This window comes from Bdellovibrio sp. HCB337 (assembly GCF_047302465.1).
GTDB lineage: Bacteria > Bdellovibrionota > Bdellovibrionia > Bdellovibrionales > Bdellovibrionaceae > JACMRP01.
Map to the genome: position 1 here is coordinate 1532603 of NZ_CP178621.1, position 25441 is coordinate 1558043.

General features: G+C 44.6%; 31 protein-coding genes. 18 read left to right on the forward strand and 13 right to left on the reverse strand.

The features are described from left to right. The first annotated feature begins 84 nt into the window (after nt 1-84). On the forward strand, nt 85-996 hold the full coding sequence (locus ACLWBB_RS07440) for a hypothetical protein (RefSeq protein ID WP_413290988.1): 912 nt from the start codon (nt 85-87) through the stop codon (nt 994-996). Between the two features lie 19 nt (nt 997-1015). Here the strand turns inward: ACLWBB_RS07440 and ACLWBB_RS07445 are convergent, their stop codons facing one another. From ACLWBB_RS07445 to ACLWBB_RS07455, 3 genes are all read right to left on the reverse strand, one after another. After that, a complete protein-coding gene (locus tag ACLWBB_RS07445; protein WP_413290989.1) occupies nt 1016-1462 on the reverse strand; it encodes a hypothetical protein in 447 nt (148 codons plus the stop codon). 9 nt (nt 1463-1471) lie between these two features. Further along, nucleotides 1472-1861 (reverse strand): VOC family protein, encoded by a 390-nt coding sequence (locus tag ACLWBB_RS07450; protein WP_413290990.1) that lies wholly within the window; start codon nt 1859-1861, stop codon nt 1472-1474. A gap of 147 nt (nt 1862-2008) precedes the next feature. After that, nucleotides 2009-2395, reverse strand: coding sequence for a hypothetical protein (locus ACLWBB_RS07455; protein ID WP_413290991.1), 387 nt, complete (start codon nt 2393-2395; stop codon nt 2009-2011). Between the two features lie 253 nt (nt 2396-2648). Here ACLWBB_RS07455 and ACLWBB_RS07460 point away from each other — a divergent pair, with 253 nt between their 5' ends. Next, nucleotides 2649-3509 carry a TIGR02147 family protein gene (locus ACLWBB_RS07460; RefSeq protein WP_413290992.1) on the forward strand — a complete coding sequence of 287 codons (861 nt, stop codon included), beginning with the start codon at nt 2649-2651 and terminating at the stop codon, nt 3507-3509. 13 nt (nt 3510-3522) lie between these two features. Here the strand turns inward: ACLWBB_RS07460 and ACLWBB_RS07465 are convergent, their stop codons facing one another. Continuing rightward, nucleotides 3523-4179 (reverse strand): hypothetical protein, encoded by a 657-nt coding sequence (locus ACLWBB_RS07465; RefSeq protein ID WP_413290993.1) that lies wholly within the window; start codon nt 4177-4179, stop codon nt 3523-3525. Between the two features lie 112 nt (nt 4180-4291). On the opposite strand from ACLWBB_RS07465, the gene ACLWBB_RS07470 reads away from it, so the two are divergent. Both ACLWBB_RS07470 and ACLWBB_RS07475 read left to right on the forward strand, forming a co-directional pair. Then, the gene (locus ACLWBB_RS07470; protein WP_413290994.1) at nt 4292-6097 is read left to right on the forward strand and encodes a DUF885 domain-containing protein; all 1806 of its coding nucleotides are present in this window, start codon (nt 4292-4294) and stop codon (nt 6095-6097) included. A gap of 178 nt (nt 6098-6275) precedes the next feature. Continuing rightward, a complete protein-coding gene (locus ACLWBB_RS07475; RefSeq protein WP_413291592.1) occupies nt 6276-6770 on the forward strand; it encodes a Dps family protein in 495 nt (164 codons plus the stop codon). An 88-nt stretch (nt 6771-6858) separates the two neighbouring features. Here the strand turns inward: ACLWBB_RS07475 and ACLWBB_RS07480 are convergent, their stop codons facing one another. Together ACLWBB_RS07480 and ACLWBB_RS07485 are read right to left on the reverse strand one after the other, a co-directional pair. After that, entirely contained in the window at nt 6859-7110 is a 252-nt protein-coding gene (locus ACLWBB_RS07480; protein ID WP_413290995.1) for a hypothetical protein, read from the reverse strand. Between the two features lies 1 nt (nt 7111). Next, nucleotides 7112-7666: an N-acetyltransferase family protein gene (locus tag ACLWBB_RS07485; RefSeq protein WP_413290996.1), complete on the reverse strand. Its 555-nt coding sequence runs from the start codon at nt 7664-7666 to the stop codon at nt 7112-7114. Nucleotides 7667-7768: 102 nt separating this feature from the next. Between ACLWBB_RS07485 and ACLWBB_RS07490 the strand changes: the two genes are divergently transcribed. From ACLWBB_RS07490 to ACLWBB_RS07500, 3 genes are all read left to right on the forward strand, one after another. Then, nucleotides 7769-8077, forward strand: a complete 309-nt coding sequence (locus ACLWBB_RS07490; protein WP_413290997.1) for a hypothetical protein — start codon at nt 7769-7771, stop codon at nt 8075-8077. Between the two features lie 199 nt (nt 8078-8276). Continuing rightward, a complete protein-coding gene (locus ACLWBB_RS07495; RefSeq protein WP_413290998.1) occupies nt 8277-8684 on the forward strand; it encodes a hypothetical protein in 408 nt (135 codons plus the stop codon). Between the two features lie 218 nt (nt 8685-8902). Then, on the forward strand, nt 8903-9436 hold the full coding sequence (locus ACLWBB_RS07500) for a hypothetical protein (protein WP_413290999.1): 534 nt from the start codon (nt 8903-8905) through the stop codon (nt 9434-9436). A gap of 119 nt (nt 9437-9555) precedes the next feature. Here ACLWBB_RS07500 and ACLWBB_RS07505 read toward each other — a convergent pair whose 3' ends face one another. After that, the gene (locus tag ACLWBB_RS07505; RefSeq protein ID WP_413291000.1) at nt 9556-10482 is read right to left on the reverse strand and encodes a LysR family transcriptional regulator; all 927 of its coding nucleotides are present in this window, start codon (nt 10480-10482) and stop codon (nt 9556-9558) included. Between the two features lie 95 nt (nt 10483-10577). Here ACLWBB_RS07505 and ACLWBB_RS07510 point away from each other — a divergent pair, with 95 nt between their 5' ends. Together ACLWBB_RS07510 and ACLWBB_RS07515 are read left to right on the forward strand one after the other, a co-directional pair. After that, nucleotides 10578-10949 carry a VOC family protein gene (locus ACLWBB_RS07510; protein WP_413291001.1) on the forward strand — a complete coding sequence of 124 codons (372 nt, stop codon included), beginning with the start codon at nt 10578-10580 and terminating at the stop codon, nt 10947-10949. Between the two features lie 118 nt (nt 10950-11067). Next, the gene (locus ACLWBB_RS07515; RefSeq protein WP_413291002.1) at nt 11068-11454 is read left to right on the forward strand and encodes a hypothetical protein; all 387 of its coding nucleotides are present in this window, start codon (nt 11068-11070) and stop codon (nt 11452-11454) included. A gap of 37 nt (nt 11455-11491) precedes the next feature. On the opposite strand, the gene dcd is transcribed toward ACLWBB_RS07515, so the two are convergent. Both dcd and rpmG read right to left on the reverse strand, forming a co-directional pair. Next, nucleotides 11492-12028, reverse strand: a complete 537-nt coding sequence (gene dcd / locus ACLWBB_RS07520; protein WP_413291003.1) for a dCTP deaminase — start codon at nt 12026-12028, stop codon at nt 11492-11494. Between the two features lie 3 nt (nt 12029-12031). Beyond that, the gene (gene rpmG / locus ACLWBB_RS07525; protein WP_413291004.1) at nt 12032-12211 is read right to left on the reverse strand and encodes a 50S ribosomal protein L33; all 180 of its coding nucleotides are present in this window, start codon (nt 12209-12211) and stop codon (nt 12032-12034) included. Nucleotides 12212-12363: 152 nt separating this feature from the next. Here rpmG and ACLWBB_RS07530 point away from each other — a divergent pair, with 152 nt between their 5' ends. The 3 genes from ACLWBB_RS07530 (at nt 12364) to ACLWBB_RS07540 (ending at nt 14284) form a co-directional block, all read left to right on the forward strand. Next, entirely contained in the window at nt 12364-13245 is an 882-nt protein-coding gene (locus ACLWBB_RS07530; RefSeq protein ID WP_413291005.1) for a ChaN family lipoprotein, read from the forward strand. Nucleotides 13246-13325: 80 nt separating this feature from the next. Then, a complete protein-coding gene (locus tag ACLWBB_RS07535) occupies nt 13326-13736 on the forward strand; it encodes a response regulator (RefSeq protein WP_413291006.1) in 411 nt (136 codons plus the stop codon). An 89-nt stretch (nt 13737-13825) separates the two neighbouring features. Further along, a complete protein-coding gene (locus tag ACLWBB_RS07540; protein WP_413291007.1) occupies nt 13826-14284 on the forward strand; it encodes a hypothetical protein in 459 nt (152 codons plus the stop codon). 35 nt (nt 14285-14319) lie between these two features. On the opposite strand, the gene ACLWBB_RS07545 is transcribed toward ACLWBB_RS07540, so the two are convergent. Beyond that, nucleotides 14320-15078 carry a substrate-binding periplasmic protein gene (locus ACLWBB_RS07545; RefSeq protein WP_413291008.1) on the reverse strand — a complete coding sequence of 253 codons (759 nt, stop codon included), beginning with the start codon at nt 15076-15078 and terminating at the stop codon, nt 14320-14322. Nucleotides 15079-15325: 247 nt separating this feature from the next. Here ACLWBB_RS07545 and ACLWBB_RS07550 point away from each other — a divergent pair, with 247 nt between their 5' ends. From ACLWBB_RS07550 to ACLWBB_RS07560, 3 genes are all read left to right on the forward strand, one after another. Continuing rightward, entirely contained in the window at nt 15326-15685 is a 360-nt protein-coding gene (locus tag ACLWBB_RS07550; RefSeq protein WP_413291009.1) for a zinc ribbon domain-containing protein YjdM, read from the forward strand. Between the two features lie 111 nt (nt 15686-15796). Further along, nucleotides 15797-16234, forward strand: coding sequence for a hypothetical protein (locus tag ACLWBB_RS07555; protein ID WP_413291010.1), 438 nt, complete (start codon nt 15797-15799; stop codon nt 16232-16234). Between the two features lie 81 nt (nt 16235-16315). Continuing rightward, nucleotides 16316-16798, forward strand: a complete 483-nt coding sequence (locus ACLWBB_RS07560; RefSeq protein ID WP_413291011.1) for a hypothetical protein — start codon at nt 16316-16318, stop codon at nt 16796-16798. A 3-nt stretch (nt 16799-16801) separates the two neighbouring features. On the opposite strand, the gene ACLWBB_RS07565 is transcribed toward ACLWBB_RS07560, so the two are convergent. Continuing rightward, a complete protein-coding gene (locus ACLWBB_RS07565) occupies nt 16802-17629 on the reverse strand; it encodes a TIGR02147 family protein (protein WP_413291012.1) in 828 nt (275 codons plus the stop codon). 120 nt (nt 17630-17749) lie between these two features. Between ACLWBB_RS07565 and ACLWBB_RS07570 the strand changes: the two genes are divergently transcribed. Further along, on the forward strand, nt 17750-18853 hold the full coding sequence (locus tag ACLWBB_RS07570; protein ID WP_413291013.1) for a hypothetical protein: 1104 nt from the start codon (nt 17750-17752) through the stop codon (nt 18851-18853). Nucleotides 18854-18894: 41 nt separating this feature from the next. Here ACLWBB_RS07570 and ACLWBB_RS07575 read toward each other — a convergent pair whose 3' ends face one another. After that, the gene (locus ACLWBB_RS07575; RefSeq protein ID WP_413291014.1) at nt 18895-20829 is read right to left on the reverse strand and encodes an ATP-binding protein; all 1935 of its coding nucleotides are present in this window, start codon (nt 20827-20829) and stop codon (nt 18895-18897) included. After that, nucleotides 20829-22973, reverse strand: coding sequence for a FecR domain-containing protein (locus ACLWBB_RS07580; RefSeq protein ID WP_413291015.1), 2145 nt, complete (start codon nt 22971-22973; stop codon nt 20829-20831). Before ACLWBB_RS07580 ends, ACLWBB_RS07575 begins: the two co-directional genes overlap by 1 nt. Before the next feature lie 165 nt (nt 22974-23138). On the opposite strand from ACLWBB_RS07580, the gene ACLWBB_RS07585 reads away from it, so the two are divergent. Both ACLWBB_RS07585 and ACLWBB_RS07590 read left to right on the forward strand, forming a co-directional pair. Continuing rightward, entirely contained in the window at nt 23139-24917 is a 1779-nt protein-coding gene (locus ACLWBB_RS07585; protein ID WP_413291016.1) for a SpoIIE family protein phosphatase, read from the forward strand. 44 nt (nt 24918-24961) lie between these two features. After that, nucleotides 24962-25432 carry a hypothetical protein gene (locus ACLWBB_RS07590; protein WP_413291017.1) on the forward strand — a complete coding sequence of 157 codons (471 nt, stop codon included), beginning with the start codon at nt 24962-24964 and terminating at the stop codon, nt 25430-25432. Nucleotides 25433-25441 lie beyond the last annotated feature (9 nt).

Sequence of the window (25441 nt, forward strand, 5' to 3'; positions counted from 1 at the left end):
ACACCATTCGGTCTAGCTCGCGACTCACTCGTTGTTGTTTCGGCAATAAGTAAGATGATTGGGAATAGGGGAAAGCTTTTCGCGATGACTGGTCTTTCAAAGAAACAATATGCAGTTCTTGGACTTGCGGGCGTACTCGTTGCCTCGGGGGTTTGGTATTTTCATTTTCGTGACCCCGTTTTGGCGCGCGTTGGGGATACCCGTATCCGTCGCAGCGAAGCTCTGTACCGCGATCAAATCATCCGTCTGTCGTTTCCGGAAGAAAAACGCTCGATGGGTTTATACCAGTTAATAAAAAGTGCCATCCATTACGAGATACTAAAAAATCACTCGATTCCATTTCCTAACGATGTTTTGCAAAAAGAAGAAGAGCGCATTGAAAAGAACACCCGAAATCCTGAGCAATTGAAAACGATCAAAGATATATTCAAAGAGACTCCAGAGGCCTATCGAAGTGTTTTCATATTGCCGACGCTTGTGGATCGCGTGATTTATTATGATTTCTTTTTAAATGACGAAAAAATTCAAGCGAGCAGCGTTCAGCCTGCCTTGGATTTTTTGAAGCAAGCACAAACCTCTGAAAATGGTTTTAGGCAAGCAGCAATAAAAAAGAATCTGGTGCCACAGAAGGTACTTGTTAGTGAAAAAGACGGAGTCCAATGGAAGTCTTTGGAGTCTTCTCAAGACACGGTCGACAAAAATACGCCAAAGCACTCGCAGAAAACGGGTATGACACCTTCATTAGAGAGCGGCGATGGTGATTACAATAAATGGAATGAGCTGTTGGTGGGGTTAAAACCCGGTCAGGTTGCGCCAATGCCGATCAATTTTGGTGAGGCATGGTTAGTGCTTTACTATCATAACAAACCGTCGCCGACGTCCTACGAGTTGGAAGTGGTGTCGTTTCCGAAGCTGGAATACGCCAAGTGGTTCGAGGCCGAAAAGGCAAAGTTAAATATCGTTGTCTACGACAAGAGCTTACCGACCCCGAAGTAAATCGGCATATGCCCATTTCTTAGGTTTTTGCAGTCGCTTTTTCGAAATCCTCTTTGCTGAGGTAGCGAATGATTTCTTGAATCACGGCGCCGATCTCGCCTGTTGCTTTGATCCTTACAGTTTTTGTCGAAACAAACATATCGTCAGAGACCTTGGTGATTGTGCCATCAATATTTAGGCCCTTTTCTGCTAAGTCAGCGCCAAAAATCATTTCTTCATAGTCTGTATTCAGGAAACGCCCGGAAGAGACGGGGGCTTCTTGACCGTCCACGTAGGTTTTGAATCCTAGCTTGTCTGCTCCTTCAAGGACGATCGAGGCATTTGGTCGCGTGTTCAGAGGATAGCTTACTAAAACAATTTTCCCTTGGGCTTGGGAAAACTCTTTAGTGGCATAGAAGGATCCTAGAAACTCTCTGGAGTTTTTTCTGTAGTCGATCAGATAGTGGTCAGACTTGATATATTTCATTGGGGTTCCTCAGACGTTGGCTTCGTGGCAAACAGCTTCGATGTTGTGACCATCTGGATCTAATACGAACGCGCCATAGTAGTTAGCGTGATAGTGGGGACGTGGACCAGGTTTGCCGTTGTCTTTTCCGCCTGCCGCAATAGCAGCAGCATAAAACTCATCGACTTGTTTTCTGGTTTTTGCTCTGAAAGCGACATGCACGTGAGGTCTTTGGGGAGTTCCACTGTGAACCCAGAAATCTGGCTTCGGGGGTTCGCCAAATCCAGCAACGTCTTCAGTGCCCGTGACTGCTGCTGGGATTTCTGCAAGAATTTTGTATCCCAATGGGGCTAAAGACTTTGAGTAGAACTCTTTGCTTTTTGCAAAATTGCTGACGGCAACGCCTGTGTGATCAATCATGGATTCCCCCTTGATGAGCTGACTTGCTAAGTCCGAGTTTCGAGGATAGGAGATCGCACTTGGTTCGACAAGGCCTTCTTTGAGAATTTTGCAGACTTAGACATAAAAAAAGGACGGAATGTATCCGTCCTTTTTGTCAGTAGCTTATTACTTTTCGAGTTGAACTTCGATCGTGCGACCGAGGTATTCTAGCTCCAAAACTTTCGCTTCACTGGTGATTTCGGCATTTTTCAAGTCGATTTGAAGAACACGTGGTTTTGTGTCTGTACCACAGTACAACTCAGTACCGCCAACTTGCAACGTAGCTTCGCAGACTTCTGCGTAGTTCTTTGTCAAACGTCCTGCAAGGCACATTGGAGAGACTTTCAATTCCGCAATGTAGTGGTTGCAAGTGTCACCCAAGATAGTAGCGTACAATACGTTGTTCGCTACGAAGGCGCTAAAACGAGGGCCTTCTGCAGATCCTACGTCGCCTGTTCCAGCAGATGCGTTGAATCCCATGAACAGAGCCATAGTTAAAATTACTTTTTTCATACAATTTCCTTTTGTCGTTGGTGCCTTTAACTGCGCGCTTAAATGCGGATTGCTTAAAGGTTTTGTTGGACGAAGAAGGGGTTAGCAAATAGAGGGCCAAGTGCAAAATGCGCCTAAAGCTGTTTCTTTGCTTTAGATCCGACGGGCATTTCGACGAAGACGGCATTTTTTGCTTGCATGGTTCCATTGTGAGCATGTTTGCACTCACGCCTAGCCTTTACAGAGGGGAAAATAGCTGCTGGGATACAAGTATATGAATAAAAAAATCACGAAACCTGATCTGAAAACCTATCTAAACATTCATGATTACTTAAAAGATCTCTATGAGTTCCGAAAAGGCACCGAGCCTGGTTTTTCATATGAGGTATGGGCGTATGAGCTGGGGCTCAGTAACAGGTCTTTCTTGAGGCAAATCATTGTTGGCCGCAGGGCGCTTACAAATCAAACTTCAAAAGTGATTTGTGATCATCTTAATTTGGACAGCGTCGAACGAGAATACTTTAATCTTTTGGTTTTGTATTCCAAAGCTCGAACCGCAGAAGATCGTAATCTTTATGGCCGTAGGCTGCGTCAGTTGATTCGGTTGGATTATGCACAGGACGAAATGAAGGACTCTGCAAAGTTTGTTTTAAAATCCCTGTATCCACGCTTGCAGACGCTTTTGAGTTTTAACGACATCAACAAGACCGTTGAAAGTTTGGCGCATCTCTTGCGATTGCCGGTTGTAGAAGTCGCTGAAGCTCTGGCCGAGCTTGAAGGAATGGACCTGGTCGAAAAACAAATCTCAGATAAAGTTCAATGGCAGGCTAAAACGAAATCTTTTAAGGTGCCGGAGCAGTTGGGCAGCGAAGTGCTGATTAACTATCATCGCCAGTGCCTCAATGAATCTTTGCAGGCATTTTCAAGACCTGCCAGCGAAAGACGCTATCGCAGCATTATGGTAGCAATGTCCGAGGAAGAATTTGCCGATTATCTTAAAGACCTCGAGATCTTTGTAAAACAAAGCCTTGGTAAGTTCGATCGAGACGACTTCCATGGTCGTAAGCTCTTTCAATTGAATTTCAACCTGCATGCTGTGACAGAAGAAGGGGCTTCTGAGCTTCCAACTCTTTAAGAAAATTTGGTCTTTAAAGCTTTACGGTGGTGCGGTTCGCCTTGTCGATGATCTTTCGCATTTTAAACTCCATCTTTGGAAAGACGACGCCACCACCAAATCCGGCCTTAAGCGCGACATGGAAAACGTCGTGGGCTCTATTTTGAGCGGGCATCCATGAGCCCTCCAAGCCTAGGAAGGTTTCGGCAACCAAACCAATGCCACGCCCATAGACGGCACCATGAAGTTGATCGACATTCACACCTTTAGGAATAAAGGTGAACATCCATTTGTAGGCAACTTCAATTTTTAAACCGCCGTTGTGAAAATCGCACAAGAAGAGTTCGCGGATATCAATAAGCTCTTCAGAGCCTGGCACCTTCAATGTGGCATCAAAATACCAGGTGTCATGATCTACAAAAAGAGCGCCGTTAATACCACTGGCATAAAGATAGCCCTTAATTGGAATGACTTGATCGGGTTTTACATCAAATTGCGTTTGAAGTGTCTTTATGAGCTCTTCGACTTGCTCAGGTTTTAGACTGGTATTTTTTAGAATCGATTCCGTCAGCTTTTCTTTAGAGATTCCCTCGTCGTTGGCAAAATCATCTGCAAAAGATTTGCACGGGAATAGGAGGGTAGAGGTGATAACGCAAAGGTAAAATAAAAGAAATATTCTCGCTATAAACATTTCTTAATCACACCAAGGTCTTTGCAAAGATTCAAGAATGAATTCGTAAGCCTTTCAGACATTGACAGGCTACAGCTTGTACGGTCGACTTAGGGTTTGAAATGAGGTTCTTATGCGTTTCGTCTATTTGGCATTAGTTGCTAGTGTTTGTTTTTTGTCGGTGTCTGCAGAAGCCGCAAATATCTGTAAATCTCTTGAAAAAGCAACGGCTCAAGGCAGCGCTACACTGAAGTTCAAACGCTATCTAGAGGCTCAATGGAATCATGACCTTATTGAGCACCCAGAGTTTGCGACCTATATGGGGCACCCTGGCCAGAACGATCGTTGGACGGACATGTCTATGCAGGCCATTCAACGCCGTGAAAAAGAGCTAGATTGTGAACTTGCGATTTTTAAGAAAATCCCACGTAAAGGCCTTAGCGAGAATGAGCGTGTTTCTTATGATTTGTATTTGCAAGGTCTTGAAATGGCTATCGAGGGCCGCAAGTTTCCTGAAGAGGTCTTAGTTCTAGATCATCTTGGAGGTTTGCATACCAGTGTGACTGACATGATGGAAGCTATGCCGACGGCGACAAAAAAAGATTACGAAGATCGTATAGCACGTCTTGATAAAGTCCCAGAGCTCGAAGAACAAATTGAAACTTTGTTAAAAGAAGGTCTTAAAATTAAAGTCACTCCGGTGAAAATGTTTTTAACTCGAGTGCCAGCGCAGTTTGACCGTGTCCTTACAGAAAAAGTCGAAGACAGCCCCTTGTTTGAGCCATTTACAGATATTCGTGCTGACATCACAGTCGAGCAAAAACTTGAGCTAAAGAAGAAAGCTCTTGAAGTGATTCAAGCGAAGGCTTATCCAGCACTCAAGAAGCTAAAGGCCTTTGTAGTTACTCAGTATATCCCTGGTGCTCGTGAAAGCATCGCGATGACGGACCTTCCTGATGGGGTAGCTTGGTACAACTATATGTCTCGTATGCATACCACGACGAAGATGACCTCTGATGAATTGCATAACCTTGGTTTGAAAGAAGTGGCGCGTTTGACGAACGATATGGAAGCTGTCAAATCCCAAGTTAAATTCAAAGGCAGTCTTCAGGATTTTAATAAGTTTCTTCTGACGGACGATCAATTCTTCTACAAAGATAAAGTAGAACTTTTAAAAGGTTACCGAGATATTGCAAAACGCGTCGACCCTGAATTGACGAAGCTGTTTAAAACGTTGCCGAGACTCCCTTACGGCGTCAAAGAAATGCCAGAGTATAAAGCCAAGGAAGCTCCAACAGCCTATTACGAGGGCGGATCCCTTAAGAGCGGACGTGCCGGGTATTTTATTGCAAATACTTATGACCTTAAAGCACGTCCGAAGTGGGGCATGGAGGCTTTGACTTTACATGAAGCGGCTCCTGGGCATCACTTGCAAATCGCGGTTGGCCAAGAGCTTCCGGAAATGCCAGAGTTTCGAAAAAATGCAGGGTATACAGCTTTCAGCGAGGGCTGGGCTCTTTACGCCGAATCTCTTGGCGCTGAGATGGGATTCTATAAGGATCCGTATTCTCGTTACGGTCAGTTAACTTATGAAATCTGGCGCGCGGTTCGTTTGGTGGTAGACACTGGTATTCACACCAAAGGTTGGAGTCGTCAAAAGGCTATTGATTACTTTATCAATGCAATGCCGAAGTCTCAGTTAGAGGCCGAGGTGGAAGTGGATCGCTACATCACGTGGCCAGGGCAAGCTCTGGCTTACAAAGTCGGGCAGTTGAAGTTCTCAGAGCTTCGTAATAAATCTCGCACGGCTCTCGGAGAAAAATTTGATGTTCGCGAATTCCACGATCAAGTTCTTCGTAACGGTGCTTTGCCAATGGATGTGCTTGAGAAGCTCACCAACGAGTGGTTAGAAAAACTTTTGAAGACTAAAAAGAAGTGATTTCTAGCACAACGGAATGTGGCAATTCTGTTGTTTGGCAGAAAACAGGTGTGACCTTTTAGTGTACAAAAATGGACAAGAGGTCCCGTCGGGGTTCGCATATAATCTACGCGGAGGTTATATGAACAGAACTGAAAGAACAGAAAAACAAGAAACGCGTAAGTCATCTCGTGACTCAATGATGGCTCCTTTGCGCACGCCCACCGATTTGGGAGAAAAAGCGACAAAGGATATTTCAGCAGCTTTGAATTTGGTTTTAGCGGATGTATATGCAATATATCTAAAAACCAAAAACTTCCACTGGCACATGAGCGGAACTCACTTCCGTGATTTGCACCTTCTTTTGGATGAACAAGCGGATCAAATTTTTGCAATGACTGATCACTTAGCAGAGCGTGTCCGCAAAGTCGGCGGTACTACTCTGCGATCTATTGGTCATGTCGCAAGACTGCAACGGATTTCTGACAACGATGCGGACTTTGTGACTCCGGAAGATATGCTTTCGGAACTTCATCAAGATAACAGAGCATTGACAGCGGCTTTGCGAGAAGCTCACGATGTGTGCGATGAACATCATGATATTGCCAGTGCATCTTTGATTGAAGTATGGATCGACGAGACTGAAAAACGCTCGTGGTTCCTCTACGAAGCCACTCGCCACTTTCACAGCTAAAGCTGAATAGAGTCTAAAAAACGACCCCCTTCCATAGCCCTCAAGGACTAGGGAAGGGTTTTTTGTTCGCTACTAGGTTTTGCTAACGTTAGGGATTCTTTTTTTTGCTAGAGGCCCAGCAAAGCAAGAGGCCGACAATTGTGAAGATGAGCCACCAGCGAAACCAAAATGAAGCGACATCGCCAAAAGTATCCATCTGTGCAAACGTTCGTGGGCGCAGTGAGCGACTAAAGCTGATATGGAAGTATTCTGTCACAGTAACAATAAATGACCCAGGCAAGGCTAGCATTTGGCTGATGATGGTTACGAGTAAGATCTGACCTTTTAACTTGGGATTCATGTTAAAGTTCTAGATACATGCTGATATCATCAGTGTAGCTGCCGTCAGGTTGCTGATAGGCCCCTGGTAAAAATCCGACCTCTTTGAAGTTGAATTTCTGATAGAGTTTATAGGCCGCTTCATTTTGCTTCATGACGTTCAGTTCTAAATAACGAAGTCCTTCTATTTGCGCGGATAGATCAATCAATGTGCCCAGCAAAGCTTCGCCGAGTCCTTGTCCACGATAGTCTTTATGAATACTCATGCCGAAGCCACCGCGATGAAAGCGTTTGCCATCAAAACCAAGCATGTTGGAAATACCGACGATGCGGCCTTGGTCTTCGGCGATGAGCAGTAATGCTCGCGGATTGTTATTATTGTCTTCGATCCACTTACGCTGAGTCTCGACGGTTTTCTTTTTCGCTGCAGACTCGCGAGTGCTAAGCACATAAGGGGAGTCTGCCAAAATATCTAAAAACGCCGCGAGAAAAGCTTCAGCTTCATCCGGCAAAACGGGGCGAAGGGTGATGGTCTTGCCATTTTTTAAGGCGATGGATCGCGCTTCAAATAATGCCATGGTGATTACTCCTTAAGATCTTAGGATGACCAAAATCAGAAAGGGTGACAAATTAAAAAAACTGATGCGGAATCAAAGAAGGGCTAATACAGCGGAGGCTACATGCGCATCAGACAGGTCGGGTTTTCACAAAGACTCAAGGCCCATAAAAAACTACTGACCCTTGAGACCTTGAAGTTCATCGTGGAATACCTGAAAGACGGGGACGCACGAATGGCAGCCTTAAGATCGGGAGTTCCCGAAAACTACGCTTCAAAACAGGGCTCGTGGTTGAAAAAACATCCAATCGTACTTGCAGCCTTGGAAACGGAAGTCGATCCACGCGAGCAACTTCGCCTTGAAAAAGCCATCGCTGAAATTAATCGCCAGATGGAAACCTGCAAAGAGATCTTGGGCCTTCAAGAGTATTGAACGACAGTCTGCTGTTCGAGTGTTCCGAAGAAACAATGAGTCAGAACTCGGACAGACAAACTGACACTTCTGACCAGAGACCAGTTTTTATTCTCATCCGCAGGTATTTTACAGATAAGAAAAAAGTGGTGGGGATCAGCAAATCTTTGTTTGATGATGGATTTTGTCTTAACACGCCAACAAAAAAAGGAAGGCATCAATGACAAAAACAAAGTCTTACAAATACGGCCCATATACTTTCAAATCTTATTGCAAACCTGTAGGTCAGGGCTGGGAAGTCGGTTTCACTTATCAAAACCGCAACTACTTCGTGGGCAACTTCGTTCACAAAACTGAAGCGACAAAGTGGTGGACTCTTTTCAATAAAGAAATCGTTGGTTTCTCTAAGAAGTTCACAATGTCTGCAGACATGCCTGTAACATGGTACTGCAACTTCTTGTCAAACCACTTGTACACAACTTATTACACATGGTTGGACAAAGTTTTCAACAAGCACGAGACAACTTTCAAGAAGGCTTACACAAAAGATTTCAAACGTTACATGAAAATGAAAAAGCACATGACAACTGGAACCAAGCACACTGGTTACAACATGAAAACTGCTTAAGCATTTAAGTTTCAATTGCTAGCAAGAGCGCCTGACTCGAAAGAGTCGGGCGCTTTTTATTTGGAGGATACCATTGATGGCTTCAGCGCCTTTGAGCTCACATAATGGGTAATAAAATATTACCAATACCGACATAAATTAATAACATATTAATGGCGCGCGGCGTTACGGTAGGTTATTCTCTGCCGAAACTAACGCCTTATAAAGGGAGAATTAGAATGAAGTTTTCTATGACTAAAAAAATCGCTGCTATCGTAATGGCTAGCACTGTGGCAGCAGGTTCTGCTCAAGCATTCATCTTTGCAGCTCCAATTCTTGGTGTTGTGATTGCTGGCGGTATCGTAGCTGGCGTACATGCTGGTAAAAAAGCCGCTAACGAAGGCAAAGTCGATCAGACTTTAGCTACTCGTAATCAAGAGAAATTGAACGCTGTTGTTCAAAAGATCGATAACACGGACTACGCACTTCGTATGACGAAGTATTCTCGTTACAGCAATGGTTACTATGACGTTATTAGCCGTTATGACCATGGCCGCATCGAAGGTAGTTTAAGCCTAGAGAGCTTAGCGGAAGCTGCTCCAAAACTTTTTGCTGATTTGGACATCTTAGAGCAATTGATGACTGAAGCTTATGGCCAAGAAGTAACAACTGCTGTTTATGGTGCTAAGTTGAATGCTGATGGCTCTGTAAACTGGCTTCGTTACAAGCTTTTGTCTCAAGACGCTTTAGCAATCAACGCTGGTTCGTACTAGTCGAGAAAAAAGAAAATTAGCTTGAAGCTAACTTTCAAAATAAAAAAGCCACTGACTTCAGTGGCTTTTTTATTTCTCTTATCCGCGAAATGCTGCGAAGCCGGACCTTATTGTTCGCATTATCGATTCGATAGGGGCGAGTAGTTCTTATAAAAATCAATGAACTCTTTTTCTCGAGCAGTTGTTGGTTTTTCTAAACGTCGGGCGAGAACTATCTGGTTGATAAGACTTCGGCCAGCACCAGAAATAACCTTTAATCGACCAGATTCAATGTCTTTTTCAATCATATGCTCAGGAACGACTGCGAGACCCAGTCCGCCTTTCGCGGCTGCTATGACGGCTCTGACACTCTCCGCAGAGAATACAATGTTAAGGTTTGTAGGAGTTTTGCCAAACTGATGTCGGAACCACATTTTAGTCACTGGTGCATGACTAAGATAGTCGATAAAGTCGAGCTTCTTCAAGTCCCCTAAGTTTGGGTTTCCTCGTTTTATATTCTTTTGAAGGTATTCCCTCGATCCCGCTAATACAAAACTCTCTTTCATCACTGTCACTATCGAAACAGGAAAGTTTTTGGCATGAATGTCACCATTGTCGACAAAGGCTAAATCCAGGTGACCCTTTTCAATTTGTTCTAAAAGAGAAACGGGTGTCGCAAGATAGAGTTCGAAAGAGATCTGCGGGTGTTTCTTGCGGAATTGAATGATAATATCTGTGAGGTGGGTTGAGCCAAAATCTTGTGGCGCGCCAATACGCAGATGTCCCACGGCTTCTTTTTTTCCTGTTTCGATTTGGCGGACTGTTGATTGAAGATCGTTCAAAAAGGGTTCAACGGATTGAAAAAGTGCTTCTCCAGGGACAGTCGGTTGAATTCGTTTGCTATCACGAATGAATAACTTCGTGCCCATCTCTTCTTCCAAGGCTTTGAGGCTTTGGCTGACGGCAGAGCGGGTGATGTTCAATGCTTCTGCCGCCTTAACCAAGCTTTTTAAGGTGTAGACAAAATAAAAGACTTTTACTCGGTTGAGATCAGGAATGTTTAGCATAACTAACGATTGTGATTAGTAGAGATAGTTTTACTTTTCAATTAAAAATTTCTATTTTCCACGTAGACACAACAGAATCACATTTTGGGGGCGCTATGGTGACAGTCAGGTATTTAGTAAAAGACGTAGAAGCAGCTGTTCGGTTTTATACAGAGCTATTGGGCTTTGATTTAAGACAACAATTTGGTCCGGCTATGGCCGTTGTCACGAAAGACGGTCTATCTTTGTGGCTTGCGGGACCTGCTTCATCCGCGGCTCAACCGATGCCAGATGCAAGAAAACCAGAACCGGGAGGATGGAATCGATTTGTATTGCAGGTCGAAGATCTATCGAGCCTTGTAAGTAACCTTCAAAAAAAGAGTGTTTACTTCCGTAATCATGTCATCAAAGGCCCCGGAGGATCACAGGTTTTGTGTGAAGACCCTTCTGGAAATGTGATCGAGCTTTTTCAACCGCTCTCAGAATAACAAATACTCATGAAGCAAAGTTTCATTGATGGGAAAAGAAATGTGAAACGTTGGTGAATAAGTCTGCTTTTCCATGAGCTTCGTTGACAGGTGAAAGTCTTCGTATCCACAATGGGGTATGAATTCAGTCATACAAAAAATTAGAAGCAATGATTTGGTTTTTATTCTTCTGTCTTTGATGGCAGCGAGCGCTCCGCTGATTTTGAAGTTGGTTGTAAGCGGCTTGATAGGGCACACATTCAGCTTTTACTTCTTCGTGGTGTGGCTTCCTTTGGTCATCGTATCTTTGGCAGTCCTGCGCGGGTGGCAAGAGGCTTCGATCGCGGGGGCCTTGGTAATCGGCACATTTATGATAGCGCTGCTAAGTTACCCACCCATGGATGCGCCGATGGACTTCCGTCGGCAACTCGTTAATCAGTTAAGCGAGTGGATCGTTTTCTCAGGCATAGTGGCGGTTGGGTCCCAAGTTGCACTTCGTAGAATGAGAAATAAAAAAAGCCACTGATGTCAGTGGCTTTTTATTTTCTCAATGTGCTTTGAGACTAGAAGCGGTTCTTCCACATCATCGACTCAACTGGAATAGCAGTCTTGTCGTTGTATTTTGCAGAAGCTTTAGTGTTGTAAGGGGTGTTAACGCCGCCCTTAACTTCGAAATAGATCAACTGGCCAATCGGCATTCCTGCGTAGACACGAACTGGTTTTTTAACCGAGATTTCCAATGTCCAGAAGTTGCAGAAACCAACGTCCCCTTTACCAGCAGTAGCGTGAATGTCGATGCCAAGACGGCCGACGCTGGATTTACCTTCAAGGAAAGGGACGTGTTTGAGAGTCTCTGTGTATTCCTGAGTCACTCCAAGATAGAAGTTTTCGGGAGTTAGGACGTAACCTTCCTCAGGAATCTCAAAGAGTTCAATCTTATTGTGCTTCTTCGCGTCCAGCACGCTGTCGACATAGACTCCTAAAGTTTTACCTAAATGCACATCATATGAATTTGTGCCCAGGCACTCTTTTAGGAAGGGCTCTACTTTAATATGCCCTTGTCCCATGCTCTCCAGGATCTGCTGGTCGGTCAGAATCATGGATTACTTAGTCTCTCTGTGAACAGTGTGACGCTTCAGGTTTGGATTGTACTTTTTCTTTTCCATACGACCTGGAGTCTTTTGCTTGTTCTTAGTAGTAGTGTAACGAGAAACAGGTTTGCCTTCGCCGCGAGCTTCAGTGCACTCAAGAGTAACGATGATTCTTCCAGACTTCTTTGCCATGATACTTTCTCCGTATTGCAAATGTGGGGCGTTGCATCATATATAAATCGCAATACCCTTTCAAAGGGGCCCAAGGTAACAAAAGACCTTGTAAACTTCAACAGCCAAAATGACTATTTACAGGTAAATTTCGAGCGAAGGGAAGGCCACCAATGAACGCTATTGTCCTTTTTGGAGTGCTTGTGATGAGTTTTATCACCGTCCGTGCTCAAGAAATACCCATTCTCGAGGGGGCAAACCCCCAAAATCGCATTTCCGTTCAGCAAATTGCCCAAAAAATCCGCCCAGGGCAAATCATTGTTATGGGCGAACACCATGGTTTTAAAACCGCCCAACAGGGGCAGTTGGAACTGATGGAGGCCCTCCGCGCCGCTGGTCACAAGGTCTCTTCGGGCCTAGAGTTCTTCTATTACCCGGATCAGGCTTTGGTGGATGACTACCGTTTGGGTGCCCTAACAGAGGCCGATTTTTTGCAAAAAATCCAATGGGGACAACCGTCTTTTGATTTTTACCGAGGGCAGGCGCTTTTCCCACGTTACGATCAAGGGGAACGCACCTTGGCCTTGAATGCTCCCCGAAGTTTGACCAGCCGGGTGTCGAAGGTAGGTCTTGCGGGGTTAACTCCAGAAGAGCAAAAGCTCTTGCCGCCGGGGTTTCAACTCGGCAGAGACTCTTACAAAAAACGCTTCCTTTCAATGATGCCTCACTTGCCAACTCCTGAAGCGGGCGAGCGCTACTTTGCCGCGCAAAGTGTGTGGGACGATACGATGGCGTGGAAAGCAGCGGAGTTTATCCAGGAAAATCCAGGACAGATTTTAGTCATTGTGGTCGGCGATTTTCACGCACAATACGGTGGCGGGCTTCCGGATCGAATCGAAGCTCGAACTCAGCAAAAGCCTGTTGTGTTTTCTTTTGTAAACGTGGAAGGCCTTAGCGAGGTCGATATTCGTAACGAGGTGGAGCCTTCCATGGAGTATGGTCCTCGTGCGGACTATATTTGGTTCGCCAAAGAGAGCACTTCAACGTCCAACTAAGGTCGAGGCCCTCAAGAAGACATTGTGTAGTTCCTGTAAAGTTTTTTACACTAAAAGTGTAGAAAACTTAAGGAGCCGCTATGTTTCCGAGTGACACTCGTATTTTAGTGATCGATGACATGCCTTCGATTCGTGATCTTGTTAAGAACCATTTAAAAGCAATGGGTTTCAAGAGTATTCAAGAAGCCAGCGATGGTGAAGAAGCTTTGCGCATGTTGATCCAAAGCAATACTCCAGGCAACAGCATTCAGTTGGTTATTTCTGACTGGAACATGCCGCATATGAAGGGGATTGATCTTCTGAAGCACGTTCGTGCAACAGCAGAATGGGCAAATCTTCCCTTCGTACTTCTGACTTCAGAAGCAGAAAGAGATCAAGTGACTGAAGCCGTTTTGGCCGGAGCCTCTCAGTACATCGTGAAGCCATTCTCTGCAAAGATCTTCGAAGATAAATTGAAGACTGCATATCAGAAGCATTACAAATCAGCTTAGTATTTGCAAATTGAGCAAAGCAAAAAAGCCTCGGGAGACCGGGGCTTTTTTTATGTGCAATTCTCTCAGGTGCAGGTAATAATTTGTTTATGAAAACATTTTTATTTTGTTTGATGCTACTTCCAAGTCTTAGTATGGCCGTAACGACCGACCTTCCTTGGGAGGCGAAAATGGCGAAGTATACGGTCAAAATGTACTCTATAAAGATGAAATATATCACGGATCTTAGCCAGATAACTCCGGGTGATGTTGATGAGGCTGTAGAAAGAGATCTTGCTATCTGTGAAGGGATTGGCTCTGCAGAGAATGAGCTTACTAAACTGGTAGGTGACCTTGGGTCTGTGAAAGACCTGCTTCCGAATCGCACTGACTGGCAAGAAATTGATACCCTTGAGGGGGTGCTGATCATAGCTTGGGCGGATATGCGGGTTTTCTGCATCCGTGCGGATGACAACCTTTATCGCAATATTCCTTACGTGCAAGAACGGGTGCAAAAGAGCCAGAATATTTTGGACGCCCTTACCGAGATCCTTACTAAATACGAATAGATCATGACGGCTTTACGCCGTTGCAAGAGTAGGATTTACTGTGAGTTCTGAACGCCGTATTTTTCTTGAAGCAGTTTAAATTGCTTCGACTGCTTGAACTTTGACATCAGTGTATTCATCTCTTGAACGCTGGGGCGGGTGTTTTTTCTTATGACGATGGTGTGATTGTAGTTCTGATCCACTTTTTCAGAGATCAAAAGCTTTTTGCGATCATCAGGGTGACGCTTTAAGTATTCATTCAAGAAGGCATCAGAGACGATTGCAATATCTCCGCGCTCAAACAAAATCATTTTGATGCTGCCTTCGTTACTGGTCGAAGTTTGCATGTTAAATTTTTTCCGAAGATAGGTTGGGTCCGAGTTGAAGGCGGCAAACCCGTAGTGATAGCCAAGAATTCCTACCATCGACTTCTGCGAGAAATTGGCGAAATAACTTTCTCCGCGGCCGGGTTTTTTTAGCGCGATATAGATCTCTTTGCCGGTCATATAAACATCGGTGGCATCGACGGTGCTTTTATCCCAGCCCCATTCGACGTTATCGAAAAAGCTTTGGTCGTACATTCCGTTCTTAAAATCGCGATGTCGTCTCATGGCAGAGGTGGGAATGGGTTGAAAGACATAGTCATCTTGGGCGGCGTTGAGATATTCAAGAACAAGGCCGATCATGCCACTAACCTGGCCGTTGTTTTCAATTTGAATGTAAGGGGGGAACTCAACGACTCCCACTTTGACGACTTGAGGCTCCGTCTCGGAGGTGGCCAATGCAAAAGAGAGGCTTGGAATAATGAGTGCCAAAAGCACTATCAATAGAGTTTTTATGGAGGCTCCTCCTTGTGGCCCTCTGTTGCATGTCTTGCATCTCTAAATATACCCTCCAAGAGTAGAGGATAGTAGGTATATTTTGTCGGCGTTGCTAGTGTTAAAGCTCTGTGGACAAAGGATTTTTTCTTTCTTTATTTGCAATATTTAGGAATACTGGGGACGAAAGAAATCAAAATTTGTTTCTATTTCTTGTCTGCAAAATTCTATATAAAGGCGAACTATGAGCACCGATTCACAATGTCCAAAATGCCAATCCGAGAACATCTACCAAGACGGAAATCTGTGGATCTGCCCCGAGTGCACACACGAATGGAGTGTTCATGCTGCTGCAAAAGATGCCGCAGTGGACGAGCCTGCTGAAAATGTGATCAAAGATGCCAATGGGAATGTGCTACAAGACGGTGACACTGTTGTCGTTGTCAAAGATCTGAAAGTGAAGGGGTCCTCTTCAGTTGTTAAGGTAGGAACCAAAGTGAAAAATATCCGCTTGATGGATGGGGGCGATGGCCATGATATTGCCTGCAAAATCGAAGGCTTCGGTGCTATGAACCTCAAATCCGAATTCGTGAAGAAGGCCTAGATAGAACTGTCTAGAGTTTTGACAAACAGAACTCTTTTTCAAACCCCGCATTCCGTTTAGATTTTCCCCTCGGGTCCCGTTAGGATGGCCTTTTCTAGCAAGGACGTACCTATGAAAAAGATCGTTTTTTTGGGACTTATTCTTTTCGGAATGAACCAAGCTCATGCCATGACTGCCGAGGAGTTCTCTAAGGCATTTATTGAGCAAATGAATCATCGTCTGCAAGCTGAAAATAAAGAGCGGAAGGCCGCTAATAAAACTCCATATTGCGAGCGTCTGGATAAGACTCAAGAGGCTTTAATTAAGAAAACCCTTAAGAATGAAGATATCACTGTCGGTGAGTTTGCAAATGATGTTGCAGAGAAGTTGAACTGCTATCCGATGTTCTGGGCTCCATGGCAGCGTAAGAACATTGGCGGGACGGTGGTGAATACCAAGGCGTTCATTATGGACCATTACTTGGTTCGTGATGCGATCGATGACGTGGCGGGTGGCTATTCCCGTAACGAGGACGATCTGCTTTTGATGTATCCCGAAATGTGGAGATAAGAATTTATCCTGACGGAACCTTGACTTGAAGACGGGCCTTCGTGCATTTATAAAACCCGCATCTCAATGAAAGGTTCTACTATGAAATCTCTTTTATTTTCTTTCGTTATGCTCATGGGTGTTCGTGGATACGCAACCCCTTGCGATACCAACTTGGTTTTTACTTGCGAAGCAAGTTACATTTCCCAAATCAGCGGCATGTCTATAATTACAAAGAAGGCGTCTGCAGCTTTTGCTGACGAGAACCCGTACGAGCCCTCTTTGGCGAACTGTGCATCCACGGTGTATGTAGATCATACTCGTGATGGCGATAATTCGGTTGTTCGCATTTACGCCAATAAAGACCTAGAAAGTTCTCAGCTTACTATTGCCGCACTTGGTATTCAGACTTACACTCGTTATGAAAATGACGAGAACGTGACTGGTGCTTATTACGGTGATGAGGTTTCTGTATCTGCAGTTGTAGGGCAGAAGTTTCAAATCACGGATTTGGTTCTTCCTCACACGATCATCGTGAACGATGAGCCTACTTCCTCTGTGCGCCTGCATTGTGTTGCGAAATAGACTCTAGATTTTTTTAACATCAAAAAAGTCCAAGTTCAGGCAAAAGAGTTTTTCCTCCTTGGACGTTTTGATAGTTTTAATGGTTTCCTGGATGAACTTCATCGTTTCGTCTTTGATTTTTATCGCATCTTCTTCGCTGAGACTCACAACTCCTGAATAGTGTAGATCTTGAAGAGTCTCTCTTTCTAGAGACTCAATCGCCTGCTGGCGCCAGTTCGTGTGGTGCTTAATAATATTTGGCGAGGTATTCCCCAGACGTAGCTGCACATCGCCCGTGATGAAACGAGTGCCTTCTTGCTTAGCTAATCCCGAAGAGCAAAGAAACTCCAATATAGTCGTCAGACGTGATTTTGAAATGCGTAAGTGTTCACAAAGTGCCGTGAATGTCTGAAGCTCAGGAATGGTAATCGCAACGTGAACCGCAGCGTACTGCCATGAGCTATAATAGATCGCTTGTTGGTTTTCAGGCAAAACTGTTTTGGCGCCAAGACGTTCTGTGAGGACCAAGCGCTTACGAAGAATTTCTGCCATCTGCTCTTGAAAGAACCGCTCTAAGCGTTTAGTGCCGGCGCGATCTTTTTGAATCAACATTAAAAAGAACTGTTTTTCGTCGCTGGTGTGGCCGAGGTGTTCACTTAGAAGTTCGCCTTGTTCCAAGCTCAAGTGCGCATGTCCGTAAAGCACTTGCGAAATATATGTCGGCTGGCAAGTCAGGGCCTTCGCCATGGCAGCACGGTGGCCGCTGCGCTGATCGCGAGGTCCCACCAGTGAAATGAGATAGTCCTTATATGCTTTGTATTCGAAAAGACTGTGGTTTTCGGCGTTTTTCATAATGGTAGTAATACTACCGTTACAATGGTTTAAATGCAACACAATGATCTATCCGTGGGGGTTGTCGTCGTTAATAATATCTTTATGAAAACAACCCTCAGTGATACACACGGAGAATCTATGACAAAAAAGATATTCATAATAGCCGCGACGATGTTCTTTGCACTGCAAGCCCACAGCGGTGGAGTCAGTGATGGCGGGGGTGGAACCACAAATCCATTGCCTGTTGATGTAGATATGATCGCATATCGAGTGGGTGAAATCGGCCGCGTTGTTTTAGCGTGGACCTATCGCCAAGAATCCAAATTTAGTCAATTAAGCCCTTCGGAAAAAGTTCAGTCTTCTTATGCAAAGTTTTTTGGGGGACCGGTTAGCCTCACTAAAGTCGTTAAAGAGACGGTTTTTGAGGTGAGATTGAGTGGGCCATGCTTTGATGCGAATGGACAGCCAAAAGAAGGCAGCACTTTTGCTTCACAAGCAGGGGCATTGTGTTTGAGTCCTTATTTGATGGCGCCGAAGTTGACTCAGTTTAATTTTGAAGCTGAGACAGCAGCCTTAATGATTCATGAACTGTCCCATGTATTGGGGGCCAGCGAGGCTGAGGCTGAAGCTATCCAAAAAGATGCGCTTCTGGATCTTGCTCATATGCGGTTTTTGGATGTCTATTTGGAACTGAATTCTTTGGTGGGTATTCCTGCCTCAGTCTATATAACCGGTGGTAAAATTGCGGACGCCAACGACACTCCACGCTGGTGGATCACGGGGCCGATGGATACCTTGAGACTTGAACGTGAAGATGTGGATTTATGGGTTAGAGATTGGATTGACTTACGCAATCGCTATTTCGAAAAAATCTCTTCACCGATTTTGTACTCATCACCTGAAATTTTACGTTCTTATACGCCGATGACGCAAAAAATTGAAGTTGTTGCAGTCTTCATTTGCATGAATGACGAGCGTGAAGAGCCCTCCATTCGTAAAGAGTGCCAAAAGGAAATGGCAAAACTTTTCGGAACAGCCACCAAGCTGACCGCAAGAGAGACCATCCTGCGTAGAGATGGAATTGATCTCGGCGCTGATTTTGATCTTGTGATGATTCAAAAACCTGAAAGCTGGGATGATGCAAAGACCCTCATTATTGAAGTACTCGCATACGTTGATAAGCTAGTTGTTGAAACGACTGCTTTGGCCGAGTTCACAACTCAAGTCTACATCACGAATTAAAGAGAATTAGGGATTGCGCCGGCACGGTCGTGTCGGCGTCTTTAAGCGGCTTTTTTAGCAGGGACTTTAGTAAGGTAAGGGACTTCGATAAAGAGTGTGTTGCCCTTACCTAAAGTCGATTCTACCCAAACTTTTCCACCGAGCTGCAGAACTTCGTATTTAATCGCATCCATACCGACGCCACGACCTGAAGTCTCTGTGACTTGTTCTTTGGTAGAGAACTGAGAATCAAAAATATGCTGAATCACTTCGTGATCGGACTCGTTATCTGTCTTGATGCCTTTGCTGGCTAGTTTTGCGCGGATTTTTTGTGGATCCACGCCGCCGCCGTCATCTCTCAATGAAATTCTAAGAGTCGGAGTAGGCAAGTCTTGGCGTTGGAAGCTAACAAAGATTTCGCCGCCTTCTGGTTTGCCAGCTTTGTGACGAACCTCAGGTGTTTCAATCCCGTGGTCGACAGAATTTCTAAAAGCATGCACGAACGTCGCAAAGAGAGGCCCATAGATTTCCGGCACTACCGGAATCATGTCGTTTTTAAATTCCACATTACGAAGCATTTTATTTTCTTTTTCAGCGACACGGAAGGCAACTTCCTTGTACGGATCAAAGAAATTCTTAATTGGCTCAAATAGAAGATGCGCCAACGCATTTTCCGCCATAGTTTTCGCTTGTGGAATTGTTTGCAGCTTTTCCAAAAGCATATTGAGTTCAGTCGCAGAGATTTCGAGCATTCTTTCGCTAGAAAGGATTGATGCGCCCAAAATCTCTTTTGTTTCATTCAAGAAGTTGGTGAACTGCAGCTCTACAGCCTGGCATTGGCTCATCAAACGGTGAGCGTGTTCTTGGCTTGGGTTTTCTTTGTACTCCGTCAAGCGAGTCTCAGCATGATGACAGCTTTCAGCGACTGCATGAACCGAGAAGAGGGCAGCGCCACCTTTAAGCGTATGCAATGAGCGGAAGATAGCCTCTGAGTCCCATTGCGGTTGCGGTTTAGTAATTGCTGAACGCAATTCACCCAGCATATGTTGGGATTCACGGATAAAGCGACCCATTTCATTCTTGCTGCGGATCAAGTTAATGATCAGTTTTGCATGATGTTTTTCATTCTCGGCTTGCTTGCGGGCCTCAACCAGAGAAGTGATGTCAGATGCAACAACAACAACGCCGTCGATTTGATTTTCTTCATTACGAAGAGGGAAGTATTCGAGGGAAATATTACGGCCCTTGCTGTGAGGGAACTCCGCAGGTCCAAGCGGAGCCAAATCGTCAAATGGCAACATCTCCATAAAGAGAGTGCTCATCCATTTTTTGAAGCCGTCGGTTTTCTTCTCACCCAGTTTTAGGACATCCCAAATCATTGCGCCAGCAGGTGAAGTTTCGATAGTGTTTTCACAAGCTTTGGAAGAGACCTCTAGGCACAAGCCTTCTTTGTTGAAGATGAAGAAGCCTTGGCTCAAGCTGTCCAAGAGAGCCTTCATCAAACGGTTCATGCTAGAGATTTGTTGAGTTCTTTCCTCAACCATCTTTTCCAAGTTTTTAGAGTATTGTTCTAGTTCGGCGCGAGCTTTTTGCAAATCTAAGATGACATCTTCTTTTTGCTCGAGCTCGGCACGGTATTTCTTTTGTAAACGCTCTTCCAAAGTTACGTCACGCACGAAGACGATCCAGTGTTGGTCGCCAGCGTCGTTTTGGATCGGTTGGATCGTGATCTGAACTTTGCCTTTTTGACCTGAAGAAGTTTCGAAGTTTACTTCTTTGTACGGTGTTGGATCCTTTACGTTATTAAGATTGTCCAAAGCATCGATAGGTTCACTAAAGGTGAAGAGTTCTTTGAAAGACATTCCGCGGCTGATTTTACGGACTGAAAGTTCACAAACCACAGCGGCAGTTTCATTGCAATAAACGACCTTTGCCTCTGAGTTGAGGATGAAAGTCGGTTCTAGAAGTGTATCAAAGAGTGGGTAGTGTGCTTTCATTAGAACCCACGATTCTTTTGATGATGAATCATAAATTGCCGATCCGCCCAGTCGCTGTTTAAGCTCTCATCTGGGCCAAGAGCACGAATACGCCAGTAAATGTTACCGTAAGGGATTTTCTCGCGAACCAAGAAGCGAGTTTCACCCAAAGTTTTGCTCATAACTATGCGCGAGAAGCTTGCGTCAGAAGAGACTTCTACGTGGTACTTCGTAGCGTCTTGAACTGCAGCCCATTCGAGCCAAATCAGAGGTTCCATGTCTTTTTGTAAGAAGACCGTTGTTTTATCGTAAGGCTCAATGAGTTCTGGTGCTTTGAGTGTTTTCTTAAACACATAAGTCGTATCTTGAACGTTTGAGAACTCACTCATATCTTGAGAGCCTTCGCCAAGTGCCTTCACGCGTACAAAGTATTTTCCGGGCTCTGGCAAGCGCACAGTCCCGTCAGTCGTGTTAACTTCTTGTTGTACCGGATTCTCAAAAGTTGGGGATTTATCCATCTGTACAAGATAAGATTGAGCGTCTGGAATAGAAGACCAAGTTACACGTACTTCTTTTTCAGGAGGAACCGCGTTAATGTTCGTCTCTTTAATAAGAGTTGATGGAATTCCGCCCAACACAGGAGCGTCTCCGTACACTTCGATCACGCCAGTTTCGCTCGGATCACTGCTTTGTCCAAGTGCTGTGCGGGTATAAACACGGAAGTAATGCTTACCTGGCTTGTACTGAGTCCAAGTCGTTCTTGTGTTCTCGGTCTCGACGACTTGAGCACCAGTGAAACGAGGGGATTTGGAAATTTCAAAGCGATAGTCTTTTGCGACGTCGACGTCTGTCCAAGCCATTTGCGGAGAATTCGCGGCTGAAGGTGCGCGATCTTCGGTTTTTGGCATTTGGAAACGAATGCGTTTTTCCACCAGGCGAGGCGCTGGAGGTTTAACTTCGGCATTTACTTCAAATGTAAAGGCGTGAGGCTTCGACCAAGGCGAAGGATGTTTGTCTTTGTCGTAACCACGAACGCGGGTGAAGTATGGGCCCGAGCGTAAGTTCGGAGTAATAACTTCTTTTGGAGTCCATGCATCTTTCTCGACAAGGATATCACTAAAGTCCGCCGAGCGAGACAGCTGCCATTGATAGTTTTTGTGGCGCTCATCTGCTTGCCATGTGATCTTGGTATTTGCCTGCAAGCCAGTTGGTCCACTAAGGGCTTCGACTTTCACAGTCGCTTTATCTGTAGGAGTAACGACTTGAGGTGGCATCATGTAACTGAGATAGAATTTTTGTGAAGTTGAAGTAGCAAGATGCTTGCGGCGACTATCAAGGCCTTTGACACGCCAGAAGTAGGGACCTTCTTTTAAAGAGTCTTTCACGCTGATTTTTTGCTCGGCAGTCGTGCGCAGAGCCAGAACCTTTTTAAAGTCTTCTGTTTTTGCAATTTCAATTTCGTACTGACCAATAGGGCCGCGACCTTCCCACTCGAAAGCAAGTGGCAATTTGTCAGCCGCACGGTACATGTAGATATCATTTTTGGTGATCAAACGGACCTTGGCTTCAACCTGTCCTTTTTCGATCCCCTTTTTGGTGATTTGCAGAGCTTCGTTGGATTGAAGTTTCTGTTTTCCATTTTTGCCTGTGATCTCTGCATCGCCTGAAAGAACTTTTACATCCAAATCGCCAGTTTGAGAACGATTGATCTCGAACTTCGCATCTTTACCTTGGATCGTGTATTCTTCGCTGCCGGTTTTGATGCGAATAGGTGAGTTCCCGTTTCCAGTGAATTGACCAAAACGCAAATCCAATTCCATCTGACCATTTTTCAGATTCAAATTCACAAGAGAGTTCTCTTGGATTTGAATGACGCTGCCATCACTCAACTGGATTTGTGCTTCAGAGCCGTCGCCAGTAAAGATGCTGTCTTTGTTGAAGACTTGATCTTTTTTGTTTCCTGGAAGCCAGATGAAATTACCACTGTTTTTTCTGCGAACGTCATTGTTGGATGAGGAGATCGTTCCTATCAGTGGTTCATTACTTGTATTTTTTGGGAAGATGAGTGAGTCGTCGTATAACAAATACGATAGCGCTAAGAGGATCACGACGGATCCACTTAAAATGATTCTATCTGTTGTTGAAAATCTGTTAAATACACTCATCCACAAATCATTTCGGCTATTTGTGGAAATAAATTTACGGACTTTTGACTAAGATCTAAAACCTAGACCTACTCAGAGGGGTATTACTCGGGCATACTTAGATTGGTGAAAAAGTCTGGCATATCAATAAGATATAAAATCCTGCTACTGTTGACACTTATCCCGTTGTTAACCCTGTCGATCTATCTATTCCTAGCGGTTCAGATTTTCGAAAGCGACAAGGTTGCCTATGTCTTTGACTCGTCCAGCAACGTTTCTGGGGCGATGGCATCTCAAGTAAAAGCTCAATTGAACTCGCTCTTGAATGAGTCCAAACCTGTATTTCAAGATTTTTTGACGAATGGTGATTTCACTTCCCAGACCAGTGTTTTTTTTGCATCAGGATCTAGTCTAGAGTCCGTTGTTGCGTTTCGTTTCAATACGGAAACAAAAAAGTACGAAAAAAAAGCCTTCGCAGAAAAAACTGCGCGGACAACTGAGGGCATCTTGCTAGGTCTTGAAAAGATGATGCAAGGAATTTTCACGGAAGTGGAAGCGCAAGGTCGCACAGTAAAAGTTCCTTACCAAGATGACCGTCTTTTTATTTTTGAAAAAGTAAAAGGTGAGAAGGAAGAGCAGGGCACTATCTTTATGGTGATCGCGCGTCTTCCGGAAGTTGCAGAGATGTTCCGTGCTCAGTCTTCGCAAAGACTCTATCTAGTGTCTCGAGATGGACTGATCCTTTTCGGCCCAGAGGGAACAGTGGGCTCTCAGATGCAGCGTATTTTTCCTTTGAGAATTTTAGAAAATGCGAACAATAAAGTTGCTCAAGGGGCAGAGACCGTCAAAGACGCTTCAGGCACTGAGTTGTTGGTTTCTTATTCTCGTGCGGGTTTTGGTGACTTGATGGTGGTCTCTTCCGTCGATAAGAAAAAAGCACTTGGCGCGGTAGAAATCTTGATTCGCAAATCTTTGATCTTTTTCGGTATCTTGATTGCTGTCACGGCGATCATCAGCTTGTTAGCTTCAAGCTCTTTGACGGGTGCATTGACCTTGTTGTTTGATGCTACGAAAAAAGTTGCGGAAGGGGATTTCAACATTCGTGTGAATGTGAAGTCCACAGATGAAGTGGGAACGTTAGCGGACAACTTCAATTTGATGGCTGCCGAAGTATCACGTTTGTTAGATGCAACAGCACAGAAAGCGCGTATGGAGTCCGAGCTTCAAACCGCAAAAACTGTGCAAGAAACTCTGTTCCCAGAAACAACAGCAAAGATCGGCCCATTGTCCATTGCTGGTTACTACGAACCCGCAAGTGAGTGCGGTGGCGACTGGTGGCATTACTGTCAAGTTGGTCGCAAGATCTTCTTGTGGATCGGGGATGCCACAGGGCACGGAGCGCCGGCCGCTTTGATCACGAGTGCTGCAAAGTCTGCGTCTACAATTATCGAAAGACTCAATGTCAATCCGGCACAAGCTTTGGAACTTTTGAATAGATCAATTTATGACGTTTCAAAAGGCCGTATCATGATGACATTTTTCTTGGCCTCTTTTGATCCAGATACAGGCGAATTTACGTATGCAAATGCGTCACATGAGGCGCCTTTCTTGATTAAGAAAAGTGAAAACGCCCTGAAGAAGAAAGATTTGATACCATTAAATGAGGTGAATAATCCACGCTTGGGGCAGGGGCGCGATACGAAGTACAAGCAAACCAGTGTGACTTTGGATCCTGAAGATATGGTTTTCTTCTACACCGACGGGATTCCTGATATTCAAAATGGTGTGAAGATGACTTGGGGCGAACGCGAGTTTTTGAAGGCAATCATTAGTACAAATAAGGATTATCCGTCAGCCCAAGACTCTGTCGATCGTTTAGCTCAAATGATTCAGGACTATCGTCAGGGTGAAGTTCTGATCGATGACGTTACATTTTTTGTAGTCAAAAATGATCCGAGAGTTTAAATTTAGATATTATTTAGAGTAAGGACCGAACGAGGGAGCAACACATGTCGAAATTTGACGTTAAATTAAATAAAGCCGGTGAGAAATTGAACGTAGTTATGGCTGGTTCTATTGATGAAGACGCAGATTTTACTCAGTTAAGTCTTGCGGGCGCTTCGCAAATTGAAATTGAAATGGCTGGTTTGAAAAGCATCAACTCTTGCGGTATCCGCGAGTGGATTAAGTGGATGAGCACTGCTCCTGCCGCTAACATCACGTTCAATCAATGCCCGAAAGTAATCGTAGATCAGATCAATATGGTGGATGGCTTCTTGCCAACTAACGCCAAAGTTCAGTCCTTTTTTGTTCCTTATTACAACGATGAATCTGGTTCTGAAAAGAACGTCCTGTTTCGTCTTGGGACAGAATACACCGATTCGAATGTGACACCTCCGGGCGATGTTAAAGATGACGAAGGTAATGCCATGGAAATGGATGTTATCGAGTCCAAGTATTTTAAATTTATTAAAAAATAGATCGACCTA

Bases quoted from the DNA above. Each gene is read 5' to 3' on its own strand.
- ACLWBB_RS07440 (WP_413290988.1), top strand. From the start codon at position 85: ATGACTGGTCTTTCAAAGAAACAATATGCAGTTCTTGGACTTGCGGGC.
- ACLWBB_RS07445 (WP_413290989.1), bottom strand. From the start codon at position 1,462: ATGAAATATATCAAGTCTGACCACTATCTGATCGACTACAGAAAAAAC.
- ACLWBB_RS07450 (WP_413290990.1), bottom strand. From the start codon at position 1,861: ATGATTGATCACACAGGCGTTGCCGTCAGCAATTTTGCAAAAAGCAAA.
- ACLWBB_RS07455 (WP_413290991.1), bottom strand. From the start codon at position 2,395: ATGAAAAAAGTAATTTTAACTATGGCTCTGTTCATGGGATTCAACGCA.
- ACLWBB_RS07460 (WP_413290992.1), top strand. From the start codon at position 2,649: ATGAATAAAAAAATCACGAAACCTGATCTGAAAACCTATCTAAACATT.
- ACLWBB_RS07465 (WP_413290993.1), bottom strand. From the start codon at position 4,179: ATGTTTATAGCGAGAATATTTCTTTTATTTTACCTTTGCGTTATCACC.
- ACLWBB_RS07470 (WP_413290994.1), top strand. From the start codon at position 4,292: ATGCGTTTCGTCTATTTGGCATTAGTTGCTAGTGTTTGTTTTTTGTCG.
- ACLWBB_RS07475 (WP_413291592.1), top strand. From the start codon at position 6,276: ATGATGGCTCCTTTGCGCACGCCCACCGATTTGGGAGAAAAAGCGACA.
- ACLWBB_RS07480 (WP_413290995.1), bottom strand. From the start codon at position 7,110: ATGAATCCCAAGTTAAAAGGTCAGATCTTACTCGTAACCATCATCAGC.
- ACLWBB_RS07485 (WP_413290996.1), bottom strand. From the start codon at position 7,666: ATGGCATTATTTGAAGCGCGATCCATCGCCTTAAAAAATGGCAAGACC.
- ACLWBB_RS07490 (WP_413290997.1), top strand. From the start codon at position 7,769: ATGCGCATCAGACAGGTCGGGTTTTCACAAAGACTCAAGGCCCATAAA.
- ACLWBB_RS07495 (WP_413290998.1), top strand. From the start codon at position 8,277: ATGACAAAAACAAAGTCTTACAAATACGGCCCATATACTTTCAAATCT.
- ACLWBB_RS07500 (WP_413290999.1), top strand. From the start codon at position 8,903: ATGAAGTTTTCTATGACTAAAAAAATCGCTGCTATCGTAATGGCTAGC.
- ACLWBB_RS07505 (WP_413291000.1), bottom strand. From the start codon at position 10,482: ATGCTAAACATTCCTGATCTCAACCGAGTAAAAGTCTTTTATTTTGTC.
- ACLWBB_RS07510 (WP_413291001.1), top strand. From the start codon at position 10,578: ATGGTGACAGTCAGGTATTTAGTAAAAGACGTAGAAGCAGCTGTTCGG.
- ACLWBB_RS07515 (WP_413291002.1), top strand. From the start codon at position 11,068: ATGAATTCAGTCATACAAAAAATTAGAAGCAATGATTTGGTTTTTATT.
- dcd (WP_413291003.1), bottom strand. From the start codon at position 12,028: ATGATTCTGACCGACCAGCAGATCCTGGAGAGCATGGGACAAGGGCAT.
- rpmG (WP_413291004.1), bottom strand. From the start codon at position 12,211: ATGGCAAAGAAGTCTGGAAGAATCATCGTTACTCTTGAGTGCACTGAA.
- ACLWBB_RS07530 (WP_413291005.1), top strand. From the start codon at position 12,364: ATGAACGCTATTGTCCTTTTTGGAGTGCTTGTGATGAGTTTTATCACC.
- ACLWBB_RS07535 (WP_413291006.1), top strand. From the start codon at position 13,326: ATGTTTCCGAGTGACACTCGTATTTTAGTGATCGATGACATGCCTTCG.
- ACLWBB_RS07540 (WP_413291007.1), top strand. From the start codon at position 13,826: ATGAAAACATTTTTATTTTGTTTGATGCTACTTCCAAGTCTTAGTATG.
- ACLWBB_RS07550 (WP_413291009.1), top strand. From the start codon at position 15,326: ATGAGCACCGATTCACAATGTCCAAAATGCCAATCCGAGAACATCTAC.
- ACLWBB_RS07555 (WP_413291010.1), top strand. From the start codon at position 15,797: ATGAAAAAGATCGTTTTTTTGGGACTTATTCTTTTCGGAATGAACCAA.
- ACLWBB_RS07560 (WP_413291011.1), top strand. From the start codon at position 16,316: ATGAAATCTCTTTTATTTTCTTTCGTTATGCTCATGGGTGTTCGTGGA.
- ACLWBB_RS07565 (WP_413291012.1), bottom strand. From the start codon at position 17,629: ATGAAAAACGCCGAAAACCACAGTCTTTTCGAATACAAAGCATATAAG.
- ACLWBB_RS07570 (WP_413291013.1), top strand. From the start codon at position 17,750: ATGACAAAAAAGATATTCATAATAGCCGCGACGATGTTCTTTGCACTG.
- ACLWBB_RS07575 (WP_413291014.1), bottom strand. From the start codon at position 20,829: ATGAAAGCACACTACCCACTCTTTGATACACTTCTAGAACCGACTTTC.
- ACLWBB_RS07580 (WP_413291015.1), bottom strand. From the start codon at position 22,973: ATGAGTGTATTTAACAGATTTTCAACAACAGATAGAATCATTTTAAGT.
- ACLWBB_RS07590 (WP_413291017.1), top strand. From the start codon at position 24,962: ATGTCGAAATTTGACGTTAAATTAAATAAAGCCGGTGAGAAATTGAAC.